Source organism: Agrobacterium sp. LMR679 (genome assembly GCF_027157905.1).
GTDB classification, from domain to species: Bacteria; Pseudomonadota; Alphaproteobacteria; order Rhizobiales; family Rhizobiaceae; genus Agrobacterium; species Agrobacterium leguminum.
In genome coordinates this window covers 1,657,462-1,669,907 of the sequence record NZ_JAPVOJ010000001.1, presented here as the reverse complement: position 1 = coordinate 1,669,907, position 12,446 = coordinate 1,657,462, and the positions used below count along the sequence as shown (strand labels likewise).

The 12,446-nt window shown below is 61.4% G+C and carries 15 protein-coding genes; 4 read left to right on the top strand and 11 right to left on the bottom strand.

Annotated features, from left to right (window positions below):
* Window positions 1-151 precede the first annotated feature (151 nt).
* A complete protein-coding gene (locus tag O3W47_RS07865) occupies window positions 152-1,249 on the top strand; it encodes a DNA alkylation repair protein (protein ID WP_269313402.1) in 1,098 nt (365 codons plus the stop codon).
* Between the two features lie 7 nt (window positions 1,250-1,256).
* Here the strand turns inward: O3W47_RS07865 and O3W47_RS07860 are convergent, their stop codons facing one another.
* From O3W47_RS07860 to O3W47_RS07840, 5 genes are all read right to left on the bottom strand, one after another.
* Window positions 1,257-2,282: a sulfate/molybdate ABC transporter ATP-binding protein gene (locus O3W47_RS07860; RefSeq protein ID WP_003522562.1), complete on the bottom strand. Its 1,026-nt coding sequence runs from the start codon at window positions 2,280-2,282 to the stop codon at window positions 1,257-1,259.
* Window positions 2,283-2,287: 5 nt separating this feature from the next.
* A complete protein-coding gene (cysW, locus tag O3W47_RS07855; RefSeq protein WP_269313401.1) occupies window positions 2,288-3,175 on the bottom strand; it encodes a sulfate ABC transporter permease subunit CysW in 888 nt (295 codons plus the stop codon).
* A gap of 3 nt (window positions 3,176-3,178) precedes the next feature.
* The gene (cysT, locus tag O3W47_RS07850) at window positions 3,179-4,018 is read right to left on the bottom strand and encodes a sulfate ABC transporter permease subunit CysT (protein ID WP_078053429.1); all 840 of its coding nucleotides are present in this window, start codon (window positions 4,016-4,018) and stop codon (window positions 3,179-3,181) included.
* A 57-nt stretch (window positions 4,019-4,075) separates the two neighbouring features.
* On the bottom strand, window positions 4,076-5,062 hold the full coding sequence (cysP, locus tag O3W47_RS07845; RefSeq protein ID WP_035264351.1) for a thiosulfate ABC transporter substrate-binding protein CysP: 987 nt from the start codon (window positions 5,060-5,062) through the stop codon (window positions 4,076-4,078).
* A 169-nt stretch (window positions 5,063-5,231) separates the two neighbouring features.
* Window positions 5,232-6,290, bottom strand: coding sequence for an enoyl-CoA hydratase/isomerase family protein (locus O3W47_RS07840; protein ID WP_137454166.1), 1,059 nt, complete (start codon window positions 6,288-6,290; stop codon window positions 5,232-5,234).
* Window positions 6,291-6,586: 296 nt separating this feature from the next.
* Between O3W47_RS07840 and O3W47_RS07835 the strand changes: the two genes are divergently transcribed.
* Window positions 6,587-6,844 (top strand): DUF2934 domain-containing protein, encoded by a 258-nt coding sequence (locus tag O3W47_RS07835; RefSeq protein ID WP_137453805.1) that lies wholly within the window; start codon window positions 6,587-6,589, stop codon window positions 6,842-6,844.
* Between the two features lie 66 nt (window positions 6,845-6,910).
* On the opposite strand, the gene O3W47_RS07830 is transcribed toward O3W47_RS07835, so the two are convergent.
* Entirely contained in the window at window positions 6,911-7,714 is an 804-nt protein-coding gene (locus O3W47_RS07830) for an SH3 domain-containing protein (RefSeq protein WP_269313400.1), read from the bottom strand.
* 256 nt (window positions 7,715-7,970) lie between these two features.
* Here O3W47_RS07830 and ubiG point away from each other — a divergent pair, with 256 nt between their 5' ends.
* The gene (ubiG, locus tag O3W47_RS07825; protein WP_269313399.1) at window positions 7,971-8,723 is read left to right on the top strand and encodes a bifunctional 2-polyprenyl-6-hydroxyphenol methylase/3-demethylubiquinol 3-O-methyltransferase UbiG; all 753 of its coding nucleotides are present in this window, start codon (window positions 7,971-7,973) and stop codon (window positions 8,721-8,723) included.
* A 38-nt stretch (window positions 8,724-8,761) separates the two neighbouring features.
* On the opposite strand, the gene O3W47_RS07820 is transcribed toward ubiG, so the two are convergent.
* The 4 genes from O3W47_RS07820 to O3W47_RS07805 are packed head-to-tail and all read right to left on the bottom strand — an operon-like array spanning window position 8,762 to window position 11,187.
* Entirely contained in the window at window positions 8,762-9,190 is a 429-nt protein-coding gene (locus O3W47_RS07820; protein WP_269313398.1) for a DUF1178 family protein, read from the bottom strand.
* Window positions 9,187-10,047, bottom strand: a complete 861-nt coding sequence (locus O3W47_RS07815) for a carbon-nitrogen hydrolase family protein (RefSeq protein ID WP_137453801.1) — start codon at window positions 10,045-10,047, stop codon at window positions 9,187-9,189. Before O3W47_RS07815 ends, O3W47_RS07820 begins: the two co-directional genes overlap by 4 nt.
* A 33-nt stretch (window positions 10,048-10,080) precedes the next feature.
* Window positions 10,081-10,335: a glutaredoxin 3 gene (gene grxC, locus O3W47_RS07810; RefSeq protein WP_003522552.1), complete on the bottom strand. Its 255-nt coding sequence runs from the start codon at window positions 10,333-10,335 to the stop codon at window positions 10,081-10,083.
* Between the two features lie 60 nt (window positions 10,336-10,395).
* A complete protein-coding gene (locus tag O3W47_RS07805; protein WP_269313397.1) occupies window positions 10,396-11,187 on the bottom strand; it encodes a ComF family protein in 792 nt (263 codons plus the stop codon).
* A 143-nt stretch (window positions 11,188-11,330) separates the two neighbouring features.
* On the opposite strand from O3W47_RS07805, the gene O3W47_RS07800 reads away from it, so the two are divergent.
* A complete protein-coding gene (locus tag O3W47_RS07800) occupies window positions 11,331-12,212 on the top strand; it encodes a methyltransferase domain-containing protein (RefSeq protein ID WP_127755668.1) in 882 nt (293 codons plus the stop codon).
* Between the two features lie 4 nt (window positions 12,213-12,216).
* Here the strand turns inward: O3W47_RS07800 and O3W47_RS07795 are convergent, their stop codons facing one another.
* A complete protein-coding gene (locus O3W47_RS07795; RefSeq protein ID WP_269313396.1) occupies window positions 12,217-12,444 on the bottom strand; it encodes a Flp family type IVb pilin in 228 nt (75 codons plus the stop codon).
* Between the last annotated feature and the right edge of the window lie 2 nt (window positions 12,445-12,446).

Genomic DNA, 12,446 nt, shown 5'->3' with positions numbered 1-12,446 from the left:
ATGCCGGATCTAGTCCGGCATGACGGAAGAGAGGCCTTATTGATCTGAGAACAGGCAAAATCGGCCACAGCGTTTTTTCGGTGCTCCGGTCCTGCTTGCTTTCGTCTGCATCATCCCCTAAAAGAACAAAAAGTGAACTTTGAGGGGCGATATGAGCGACGCGGCGGCACCGGCATTGAAGGAAATCTTCAACCGCGAGAAACTGCGGCATATCGCCGATGAGACCAAGGCCGTTCATCCGCCATTTGACGTTTCCGCCTTCCTGGCGCTCGCAACCGAAAACCTTGAAGCGCTGGGCATCATGCAGCGCATGCGGCAGGTGGCGACGAGCCTGCATGCGACGCTTCCCGGCGACTATGCCCGCAACATCGAAATCCTGACCGCCGCAGCGCCGGGCATCGGCAACGGTTTCGCCTCCATTTCGCTGCCGGAATATGTGGCGCTTTACGGCCTTGATGATTTCGATCTTTCCATGGAAGCGCTGCATTATTTCACCCGCTTCGGCTCCTCGGAATTCGCCATCCGGCATTTCCTGCAAAAGGATATGGCCCGAACCCTTGCCGTGATGGAAACCTGGTCACGGCACGCGAATGAACATGTGCGGCGGCTGGCGAGCGAAGGCTGCCGGCCCCGCCTGCCATGGTCGTTCCAGCTCAAACCCCTGATCGACGATCCCTCGCCGGTCACCGCAATCCTCGATACGATGAAAGCCGACGAGGCGCTTTATGTACGCAAATCCGTCGCCAACCATCTGAACGACATCACCAAGGACAATCCCGCTTTCGTGCTGGCGCTGATCGATACATGGCCGAAGGACAATCCGCATACACGCTGGATCACGCGGCAGGCCCTGCGCACATTGATCAAGAAGGGCGATGCCGCAGCGCTTGCCCATCTCGGCGCGCATGAGGAAGCGGAAATTTCCCTTGCGGCGTTTCAGGTTACGCCGGACAAGGTTGCGCTCGGCAATCCGGTGCGGATTGCAGCCTCTTTCACCTCGACGGCGAAACGGCCGCAGAAACTGGTGATCGACTACGCCGTACACTACGTGAAGAAGAGCGGCGACGCCTCCGCGAAAGTCTTCAAGTGGAAAGAGATCGAACTTCAGCCCGGCGAGACATGCGCGCTGTTGATCAGCCGCGCCATACGAGATTTCACGACCCGCAAGCACTATCCGGGCATCCACAGGGTCGACCTGACGATCAACGGCAAGCTTGTGGCTGAAAGCGCCTTCGAGCTTCTGGGCTGATAGCGCCTCAAGCCGCCGGGAAAATCTTCGCCCGGCGGATGATGACGGAACCGCGGTCTCCGGCGGCGACATCGTTTTCCGGCGGCACGTCGAATTCCAGAAGGTCGCCGCCATCGGTGCTGGCGATCACCCGCCGCTCGCCCGCGCGGTCGAGAACCCGCGCCACAGAGGCCGGAATACCCTCATGCAGATCTTCCCACTCCAGATCGCCGGGGCGGGCATAGATGTCCACCGCGCCATCGCCTTGCGCGTAGGAGAAAGGCAGCTCGTTATCGCCGACATAGACCTTGCCGCCGCGCGCCACGCCGGACACCCGGTTGGCATCGCCCAGAAAGCGCATGACGAAGGCGCTGTTCGGCTGGCGGCAGACCTCCTTCGGCGTGCCCTGCTGTACGATCTCGCCCTGATTGAGAATAACCACACGGTCAGCAAGATCGAGCGCCTCTTCCTGGTCATGCGTCACGAAAATCGTGGTGATGCCGAGCGAATCGTGAATCTCGCGCAGCCAGCGGCGCAGGTCGCGGCGCACATTGGCGTCCAGCGCCCCGAAGGGCTCATCGAGCAGAAGCACCTTCGGATCGACCGAAAGCGCACGCGCCAGCGCCACGCGCTGCCGCTGGCCGCCGGAAATCTGCGCCGGGAAACGGTCGCCCAGGCCATCGAGCTTTACCAGCCGCAGAAGCTCCTCGACGCGGGCATCGATCGCCGCCTTGTCCCGCTTCACCTTCGAAACCTTCATGCCGAAAGCGATGTTTTGATGCAGGGTCATATGCGGAAAGAGCGCGTAATGCTGGAATACGAAACCGACGCCGCGGTCCCGCACCGGAATATTGGTGGCGTCCTCGTCGCCGAAAAAGATACGGCCGCCATCGCTATATTCGAGACCGGCAACCATGCGCAAAATCGTGGTCTTGCCGGAGCCTGAAGGACCGAGCAGCGCCAGAAGTTCGCCGCTTTCGATATCCAGCGAAACATCGCGCACGGCGCGGAAGGTATCGAAGGTCTTCACCACATTTTCGAGGCGGATTTTCATTGGAATCAGGTCTCCGTGGCGATGGCGGCATCGCCGTTGGTCTTCTTGGCCCCGCGCCCCGCGCCGCGCCGTTCCAGCGCCACCTTGGCGATGATGGTGACGACGGCGAGCAAGGCAAGGATGGAGGCCGAGGCGAAGGCGCCGGCCGTCTGGTAATCGTGGTAAAGCAGCTCGATATGCAGCGGCAGAGTATTGGTCTGGCCGCGAATATTGCCCGATACGACCGATACCGCGCCGAATTCACCCATCACGCGGGCGTTGCACAGCACGACGCCGTAAAGCAGCGCCCATTTGATGTTCGGCAAGGTGACCGAAAAGAAAGTGCGCCAGCCGGATGCGCCAAGCGAGGTCGCCGCCTCCTCCAGATCGCGGCCCTGCGCCTGCATCAGCGGGATAAGTTCGCGCGCCACGAAAGGTGCCGTGACGAACATCGAGGCGATGACGATGCCGGGCAGCGCAAAAAGTATCTTGATGTCATGTGCATCGAGGAACGGGCCGAACAGCCCCTGCAGCCCATAAACGAAGAGGTAGGCGACACCCGCGACGATGGGCGAGATGGAAAAGGGTATCTCGATCAGCACCAGCAGGAAGCGCCGGCCGGGGAAATCGAACTTGGTGATCGCCCAGGCGGCCGCAACACCGAAGGCCGTATTCACCGGCACGGCGATCATCGCGGTCAGCACCGTCAGCATGATGGCGTGGCGGGTGTCGGGATGGGTGATGGTGGCCGTATAGGCCTTCCAGCCCTGCGAAAACGCCTCGACGCCGATGATGATAAGCGGCGCCAGGACCAACAGGGCGCCGATGACCAGCACAAAAGAAATCAGGCTGCGGCGAACGAGGGGCGCGTCACCCACGCGTGGCGGTTTGCGATGTGAAGAAACGGTGCTCATCTCTCAGCCCCTCACCGTATAACGAAGCGCGCGCGCCTGCAGATAGTTGGTTACCGCCAGCATCACGAAGGCGGTGATGAGCAGAACGGAGGCGATGGCGGCGGCCGCCTGATAATCATATTCCTCCAGCCGGATGAAGATCAGCAGCGCCGTGATTTCCGTCGAAAACGGCTGATTGCCGGCGATGAAGATGATCGCCCCGAATTCGCCGAGGCTGCGGGCGAAGGAGAGCGACAGACCGGCGAGCAACGCCGGCGTCAACAGCGGCAGGATGATCTTGCGGAAAATTTCGAGATCGGAACCGCCGAGCGATTGCGCCGCTTCCTCAAGCGCCGGATCGAGGTCTTCCAGCACCGGCTGCACGGTACGCACGATGAAGGGCAGGCTGGTAAAGGCCATCGCCACCATGATGCCAAGCGGCGTGTAGGCCACCTTGATGCCGAATTGCGAAAGCACCGAGCCGAACCAGCCATTACCTGCGAATAGCGTCGTCAGCGCAATGCCGGCAACCGCGGTCGGCAGTGCGAAAGGCAGATCGACGATGGCGTCGACGATGCGCCAGCCGGGAAAGCGGTAACGCGTCAGCACCCAGGCGAGCGCCAGCCCGAAGATGACGTTGAACAGCGTGGCGGCGAGCGCGCAGAGCACGGTAACACGATAACTGGCCACGGCGCGCGGCGAGGAGATGATCGACCAATATTCGGCAGGGCCGAGGCTTGCCGCCTTGAACACCAGCGCCGAGAGCGGCAGAAGCACGATGATGGCAACGTAAGTCAGGGTAACGCCAAGGGACAATTTCAGCCCCGGCAGAACATTCCGCTTCAAACCCCGCCCCCCATTCATCAAAAAGCGACCCGGCGGTTTCCCGCCGGGTCTTTTACCTGTTGCGTATCGCTGTGATTAACGGCTGCCGTAAAGCGTATCAAGCGTCGCGCCGGATGCAAAATGCTCTTTCTGGATTTTGTCCCAGCCGCCGAAGACATCATCGACGTTGACGAGGCGAATCGCCGGGAACTTGTCCTTGAATTCGCCGACGACCTTTTCATTGTGGACACGGTGGCCGAATTCGGCGGCGATGCGCTGGCCTTCCTCGGTATAGAGGAAATCGAGGTAGCTCTTCGCCAGATCGCGCGAGCCGCGCTTGTCGACGACCTTGTCCACCACGGCGACCGGGAATTCGGCCAGCAGGCTGACGGAGGGCACGACGCCTTCCACCTTGTCTGCGCCATATTGCTTGGCGATGCCGCGCGTCTCGGCTTCGAAGGTGATAAGCACGTCGCCGATTTCACGCTCAACGAAGGTGGTGGTGGCGGCGCGGCCTCCCGTGTCGAACACCGGCGTATTGTCGAAGATTTTCTTGACGAATGCCTGAACCTTCGCGTCGTCGCCGTTGAACTTCTCCTTGGCGTAAGCGGTGGCGGCGAGATAGGTGTAACGGGCGTTACCCGAGGTCTTCGGATTGGGGAAAACGATCTTCACATCGTCGCGGGCAAGATCGTCCCAGTCCTTGATACCCTTGGGATTGCCGGCGCGCACGAGGAACGACGGGAAGGAGTAGAAGGGCGATGCGTCGTTCGCAAAATCCTTCTTCCAGTCGGCGGAAACGAAGCCCTGCTTCACCAGAAAATCGACATCGGTGACCTGATTGAAGGTGACGACATCGGCTTCCAGACCCTCGACGATGGCGCGCGCCTGCTTGGAGGTGCCGGCATGCGACTGATCGACGGTGACGCCCGGATGCAGCTTGATGAACGCCTCGTTCTCGGCCGCAAAAACTTCGCGGGCGACATCGTAGGATGCGTTGAGAATGGTGGTCGGAGACTGCGCCTGCGCCGCACCTGCAAAAAGAGCGGCAATGGCAGTACCGATAATGAGAAGACGTTTCATGAATACCCCCGGCAATTCGAATGGTGCTCAACATAGCGGGCGGCGGCAACGCCCGCGAGAAACAGCCATGCTTTCCGGGCGCGCGGATTGGAAATTTCGCCCAAAGAATGTCCGCTCCACAGGCGATGATTTCATATACGGCAAGAAGCCGGATTTCTTTTGCGCCGACCTAAAGACGATGATCTGGAAACAGATTGCCGGAATGCGCGGCAAGATAAGGCGCAATGTCCTCCTCCCTCACCTCCTCCAGCCGTGCCGGTTGCCAGCGGGGATTGCGGTCCTTGTCGACCAGCGCCGCGCGCACGCCTTCGTAAAAATCATGCTGGCGCAATATTTCCGTACCGGCGGCAAATTCCCGCTCCAGGCATTCGATGAGGCTCGCGCTTTCCCGGCCGAGGCGCAGCAGCTTCAGGGTCAGTTTCAGACTGGTGGGGGAGCGTTTTTGCAGGACCTCGAGGGTTTCGCGCGAAAACGCATCCTGGCGCGCCGCAAGTGCCTCGAAAATCTCCTCGACCGTGTCGAAACGGAATGTCGCATCGATGATATCCCGATTTATGGATAAAACGCCTTCACCGGCCTCGACTGCGTGCGCCGTGATTACCGTTTCGATGCTGGCTGTATCCGCCGCTTGCGACAGGTCTTGGACCAACCCGTCGAGACGGTCCGAAGGAACAAGATAGTCGGCAAAACCAGCGTAGATGGCATCGGCAGCGGTAACGGCATTGCCCGTCAACCCCAGCCAGGTGCCGCATTCGCCCGGCGCCCGTGGCAAAAGCCAGGAGCCGCCGACATCCGGGAAATAACCGATACCCGTTTCCGGCATGGCGAGTTTTGTGCGCTCCGTGACGATGCGGTGGCTGCCATGGGCTGAAATGCCGACACCGCCGCCCATGACGATGCCGTCCATCAGGGCGATATAGGGTTTGCCGAAGCGGGCGATGCGATAGTTGAGCGGAAATTCTTCCCGCCAGAAATCAAGCACCTGCGGGTCGCCCGCCTTGCCGAGATCGTGAATGATGCGGACATCGCCCCCGGCGCAAAGCCCCCTGTCGCCTTCCCCTGTAAGAACCACGCAGGAAACACCGGCATCCTCTTCGAAACGCTGAAGCGCCTGAAACAGGTCGCGCACCATCGGCAAGGTCAGGCTGTTGATGGCCTTCGGGCGGTTGAGGCGAATGATGCCTGCCCCTCCCCGTTTTTCGACGATGACCTGCGCATCCGCTTCCATTCGCTGTTCCAAGACCGCCTCCTCCGCTGCCCATTCATCCGGCCATCTTGGCCGCCCTGGCGCGATCACGCAACGGTGATCTTGTTCTGCGGGAACGTCTTTCGCTCAAACCGCTTTAACGGGGAGAAAATGCCGGAAATCCGTTTTCGCAATGCAGCATGTTTGCTTGACGCCCGGAAAATCATGGCATGTAATGGGTCCTGGAAATGCTGGCATTGATTCCTGTCGAGCGTGTGCCGGACCAAAGCGGAATGTCGCCTTCTCATAGGCGCTGTAAACAGCAACGGGAGACGAGCATGCAGGTTTCGGAACACGAATGGATCAGTAAACGGGCATATACACTCTGGGAAAAGGAAGGCCACCCCCATGGGCGCGACGCGCACCATTGGGAACAGGCCAAGCATGAATTTTCGCTGCTGAAGACATCGGAAGCGACGAAACCCGCAACGCGCAAGAAGGCCGCTCCCAAGGCCGCTGCTGCAGAAGCCGCACTGGATGCCGAAGCCCCGGCAAAACCCAAGGCCCGTGCCCGCAAGGCTGCCGCCGCGAAGTAGCGGCTCGTAAAGCCAAGTTGAAGCCATAAATGAAAAAGCCCGACAATCATGCCGGGCTTTGTCTGTTTAGCGGGGGTCACAACCCGGATCGCCGATCCGGCAGCCATCGCGGAAATTTTCCGAGGCAGGCGCACGGCGCGGGTCATCCCACTGGCGACGCTCTGGGCGGCGCTGGCCTTCATCCTGGTTCTGCTGGCCATCGCGGTTGCGGTCGCGGCTTTCATCTTCGAAGCGGCGGCGGTCGTCGTCGCGACGCGGCCTGTCCTGATTTCTGTCACCCTGATTCCAGTCGCCGTAGCGACGTTCCCAGCGGCCGTCGTTCGGGCCACCCTGACGGGGATCACGCCACTCGTCGCGGCGACCATCACGCCAGTCGTCCCGGCGGCCATCACGCCACTCGTCACGCGGACGTGGGCGGTCCCAGCCGGCACTCGGAGGCGGGGCGTTCCAGTAACCGCCGGACGGCGGCGGACGGCGCCAGCGGTCGCGCTCGCGGTAGAAGTCGCGGTCGCGATAATAGCGGTCCCAATAACGGCCGACTTCGAAGGTAATCACCGGCACGCCGAGATCGCGGTAATAGCGCGGTTCGACATAGACCCGGTTCTGTCGGTAGGTCGTGGCGATATAACGCCCGGCCACCCAGCCGCGGCCGCCCACGAACGAGACATCGCACCACGGCGTATCGGACAAGCAGCCGTGCACGGTGAGCGGCGCGCCATTCGGGATCACCACAACGGCCGGATAGGCCGTGCTCGGGCCGGAGCGCATATTCACATTCGCGGTGGCGAAACCCCGCGTCGCAGCTTCGGCAAGTGCCGGCGCGGCGAGCATGGCCACCAGCGCAATTGCGCCAAACAGTTTTTTCTTCACTTCTTTCTCCTCAAGCAAAGGCCCGCTTTGCCCTTGTCGGCATCCACCATGTTCGATGGACGAGTATGCGTTCCGCATACTGCCACGACCGGAAAATACGCGGTTCTGCATGAACGCAGCATGAAACAAATGAGACGCCCCATCAGTTCCACCTGCGGCAATGGGCGCCCGATAAATCGCCGCCGGAATGGACCGCCGGTCTTGACTTCGGGGGCAATCATCCGACTTCAATGCAACAGCAATATGGAGCAGAACCATGAGCGAAACCGCACAGACGACCGTCGACCAGAGCGAAGTGGATCGCTTCTCCGCGATGGCTGCGGAGTGGTGGAGCCCGACCGGCAAGTTCCGCCCGCTGCACAAGTTCAATCCGGTGCGGCTCGAATATATCCGCAACCGCATCTGCGAGAATTTCGGCCGCGACCCGAAGGCGCACCGCCCGCTGGAAGGGCTGCGCATATTGGATATCGGCTGCGGCGGCGGCCTTCTCTCCGAACCCGTTGCACGCATGGGCGCGGATGTGGTGGGCGCCGATCCCTCGGAAAAGAATATCGGCATCGCCTCCACCCATGCCCGCGAAAGCGGGGTCAGCGTCGATTACCGCGCCGTGACCGCCGAGCAGTTGCAGGAAGCCGGCGAAACCTTCGACGTCATCCTCAACATGGAGGTGGTCGAGCATGTGGCCAATGTCGATTTCTTCGTCACCACCTGCGCGAAAATGGTGCGCCCCGGCGGCCTGATGTTCGCCGCCACCATCAACCGCACGCTCAAAGCCCGGGCATTGGCGATCTTCGCCGCCGAAAACGTGCTGCGCTGGCTGCCGCGCGGCACGCACCAATATGAAAAGCTCGTTCGCCCGGAAGAGCTTGAGCGGCCGCTGGTGGCGAGCGGCATGGATATCGTCCACCGCACCGGCGTCTTCTACAACGTGCTGCAGGATCGCTGGAATCTTTCGCCGGATATGGATGTCAACTACATGATGCTGGCGAAGCGGCCGGCGCAGGGGTAAACCCGGACGCTATTTGAATGAGGTCGTCCTAGAGAAGTTCAGTTGACGTCGTCAGGCAGTGTCGGCAGCGGCGCGATCTCGATACCCTCGTCCAGCAGGGCCTTGGCGTCCTGCGCCGAGGCATTGCCGATGATGCCGCGCTCATCCGCTTCGCCATAGTGGATCTTGCGGGCTTCTTCGGGAAATTTATCGCCGACATCTTCCGCATTGGCGCGGATATTGGCAACGGCCTCGCGGATTTTCGCAAGGGCCTCTTTTCGGGCCGTATCCATGGCGAGCGTCTGGCGTTCGTCTTTCTTGCGGGCGGTGGAAACCGAAGGCGCCATCAACAGCTTTGAGACCTGCACGGAATTGCAGACCGGACAGGACAGGAAACCGCGCTGCAACTGATCGTCGAAATCGTCGCTGCCGGCAAACCAGCCTTCGAACTCATGGCCCTTTTCACAGGCCAGCGCATAACGGATCACGCCGCTTCACCTCCGGCAGGTTTCAGGGGAATAACCGTGTCCAGACCGAACTCGCGGGCATTGCGCAGATTGGGAATCTTGCCACGCGCAGCCGCAACGAGTGACGTGTCGATGTCGGCGAAGATGATTTCCTCTCCGGCGCCGCCGGCAACGGCCAGAACCTTGCCCCACGGGTCGATGATGATGGAATGGCCAAAGGTCTCCCGCCCGTCCTCATGGACGCCGGCCTGCGCGGCGGCGATGACGAAAGCGCCGTTTTCGATGGCGCGGGCACGCAGCAGGATTTCCCAATGGGCCTCCCCCGTCTGCCGGGTGAAAGCCGCCGGAACGGTCAAAACCTCCGCACCTGCCAGCGCTTCCGCGCGGAAAAGCTGCGGGAAACGGACGTCGTAGCAGATTGCGAAGCCGAATTTCGCCAGCGGAAGTTCGGCGATGCGCGCCACTTCGCCGGGTTGATAGGCAGCGCTTTCACGCCAGCTTTCACCATTGTCGAGATCGACATCGAACATATGGATCTTGTCATAGCTGCAGATGCGCGAACCATCCGGCGCGAAGAGAAAACCGCGATTGGCGATCTTGCCATCCGGGCGGGCAATGGCCGTGGAACCGATATGGACATGAATTCCGAGTTCGCGGGCAAGACGGGCGGCCGTCGCAACGATGATATCGCCATCGTCATCACGCAGTTGCGCGCGCAGCGCCTGCCTGTCCTTCTGGATCGCGCCCGTCATTTCCGGGGTCTGCACATAAACGGCGCCCTCGGCCGCAGCCGCACGCACCAGCCGTTCCATATCGGCGGCGTTTCTTGCCGGATCGACGCCGGAGCGCATCTGAATGGCGGCAGCCTTGAAACTCATCACATCCTCCATACCCGCAAGAATCGCGGCCGATCAGGCGGCCAGCAGCGCGTCCAGTTTACCGGCGCGCTCCAGCGCGTGCAGATCGTCGCAGCCGCCCACATGCTGGCCATTGATGAAGATTTGCGGGAACGTCGTTCCGCCCGATTTTTCGATCATTTCCTGCCGGTATTCCGGTGTCGTCGTGGCGTTATATTCGGCATAATCCACGCCCTTGCTGTCCAGCAGCGCCTTGGCGCGCGCGCAATAACCACAAAAATCCCGCGTATAGATCGTCACCGGTGCCATGTTTTCAAAGCCCTCGCAAACGTGCGGTAAAACGCACGATAAACTCATGTCATTCAGGTTTCATATAGGCCCGGAAATGGCCATTGCAAAGGTCAAAACCGTCACATCCGCGGCACCGGCCCTGCGCAGGGCGCGGCTTGCCGCACCCACCGTCGCGCCGGTGGTGTAGACGTCGTCCACCAGCACCACGCGCCTGCCATGGACATCGGTTTCCCGGCCGGGCGCGAGCGCGAAAGCGCCGCGCACATTGTCCCGCCGGGCGAGCGCGGAAAGCCCCACCTGCCGCTCTGTCGGCTTCACGCGCAGCAGCGTGCCGGCAAGCAAGGGCTTGCCGGAGGCCCTGGCCAGATGCCGCGCCAGCTCGGCGGATTGATTGAAGCGGCGGCGCAGGAAACGGTTGCGATGCAATGGAACGGGCAAGATGCAATCGCAGGCATCCACCGTTCCGTCGCTTGCCCTCAGCATCCACAGCGCCATCAGGCGGGCGAGATCGGTCCGGTCCTGATATTTCAGCCGGTGCACCAGCTTGCGGGCGGTTCCCTCATGGCTTGCGACGGCGCGCAGCCGGTCAAAAGGCGGCGGTTCGGCAATCGCCTGCGCGCTCACGAAACCGTCTCCGTGATCCCGCGCGAAGGGAATGCCCAGAACCTCGCAAAAAGGGCGATCGATAAAGGCCACATCGCGCCAGCAATCCGCACATAAGGCGCCCTCGCCGCCGGTCATGCGGGTGCAGCCCGCGCAGGTTGGCGGGTAGACCATACGAAAGACCGCACGCCACATGTCTCCCGCCGCCGCCGGCACGGCCGCAGACTTCGACAGCAAACCCGAAAACAGACTTTCACCAGCACCCATGAGGTTGACTTTACCGCCGAACGGGTGCCTTTGCGAGAGCGATAGTTCCCTCCCGACACCGGGAAAACGATGCCCCAGGCGGCATGAGACCAACGATACGGCCCGCCGATCCCGAAGGCGTTTGAGGCCGAGCAGGCAAGACGATGGATATTCTCTTTGACCAGGCCCTGATCGAACAAAACCGTCGCCGGGCGTGGAACCGGCGCGACGACAAGGCCCTGTTTCTTCTCGATATGGCGGCCGAAGAGCTGGCCGACAGGCTTGCCATCGTCGAGCGACAGTTCGAGACCGCCATCGAACTTCACGGCGGCACCGGCGTCACCGCCCGGCGGCTGGCGGAAACCGGCAAGGTGGATAGCATTCGCCGTATCGAAACCGAGAGCTCTTTTGCGACGGATGCGAATATTCCCGAAGCCGCTTCCATGGAGCATCTGCCGCTTGAAGAGGCCTCCGCCAACCTCATCGTTTCACCGCTTGCCCTGCATCTGACCAACGACACGCCCGGCGCGCTGATCCAGATCCGCCGGGCATTGAAACCGGACGGCCTGTTTCTCGGCGCCATTCCCGGCAGCGGCACCCTGCAGGAACTGCGCGACGTGCTGCTGACCGCCGAGGCGGAGCTGACCGGAGGCGCCAGCCCGCGCGTCATTCCCTTCGCCGATGTGCGTGATGTCGGCGCGCTTTTGCAGCGCGCCGGCTTTGCGCTCCCCGTGACCGATGCGGAAAGCTACACGGTGCGTTACGATTCGATCTTCCCGCTGATGCGCGACCTGCGCGCCATGGGCATGGCCAATCCGCTGGCAAGCCGCAGCAGAAAACCGCTCAACCGCGCCTTTTTCCTGCGCGCAGCGGAGCTTTACGCGGAGCGATATTCCGATCCTGACGGGCGGATAAGGGCGACATTTTCCATCATCTATGTATCAGGCTGGGCGCCGCACGAAAGCCAGCAGAAGCCGCTGAAACCCGGCTCCGCCAAGGTGCGGCTTGCCGATGCCTTAAAGACAACCGAGGTGAAGCTGTCCTGAGCGATCAGCCGAAAGACTTCAACTCGCCCAAAGTGTCTACGATGAACTGAAACACGGCATTGATATTGCTGCTGATGCTGCCTGCGCCAGCGATGAGGGCGGCGGAAATCAGCCCGACAATCAAGCCGTATTCAACCGCTGTGGCGCCGTCTTCGCTTTTGCAAAAATCGATAAAAAAATGCAGCACAGGATATTCCCCATCCGCCATCCGGTGCGTTGCGACAACCGGCATCC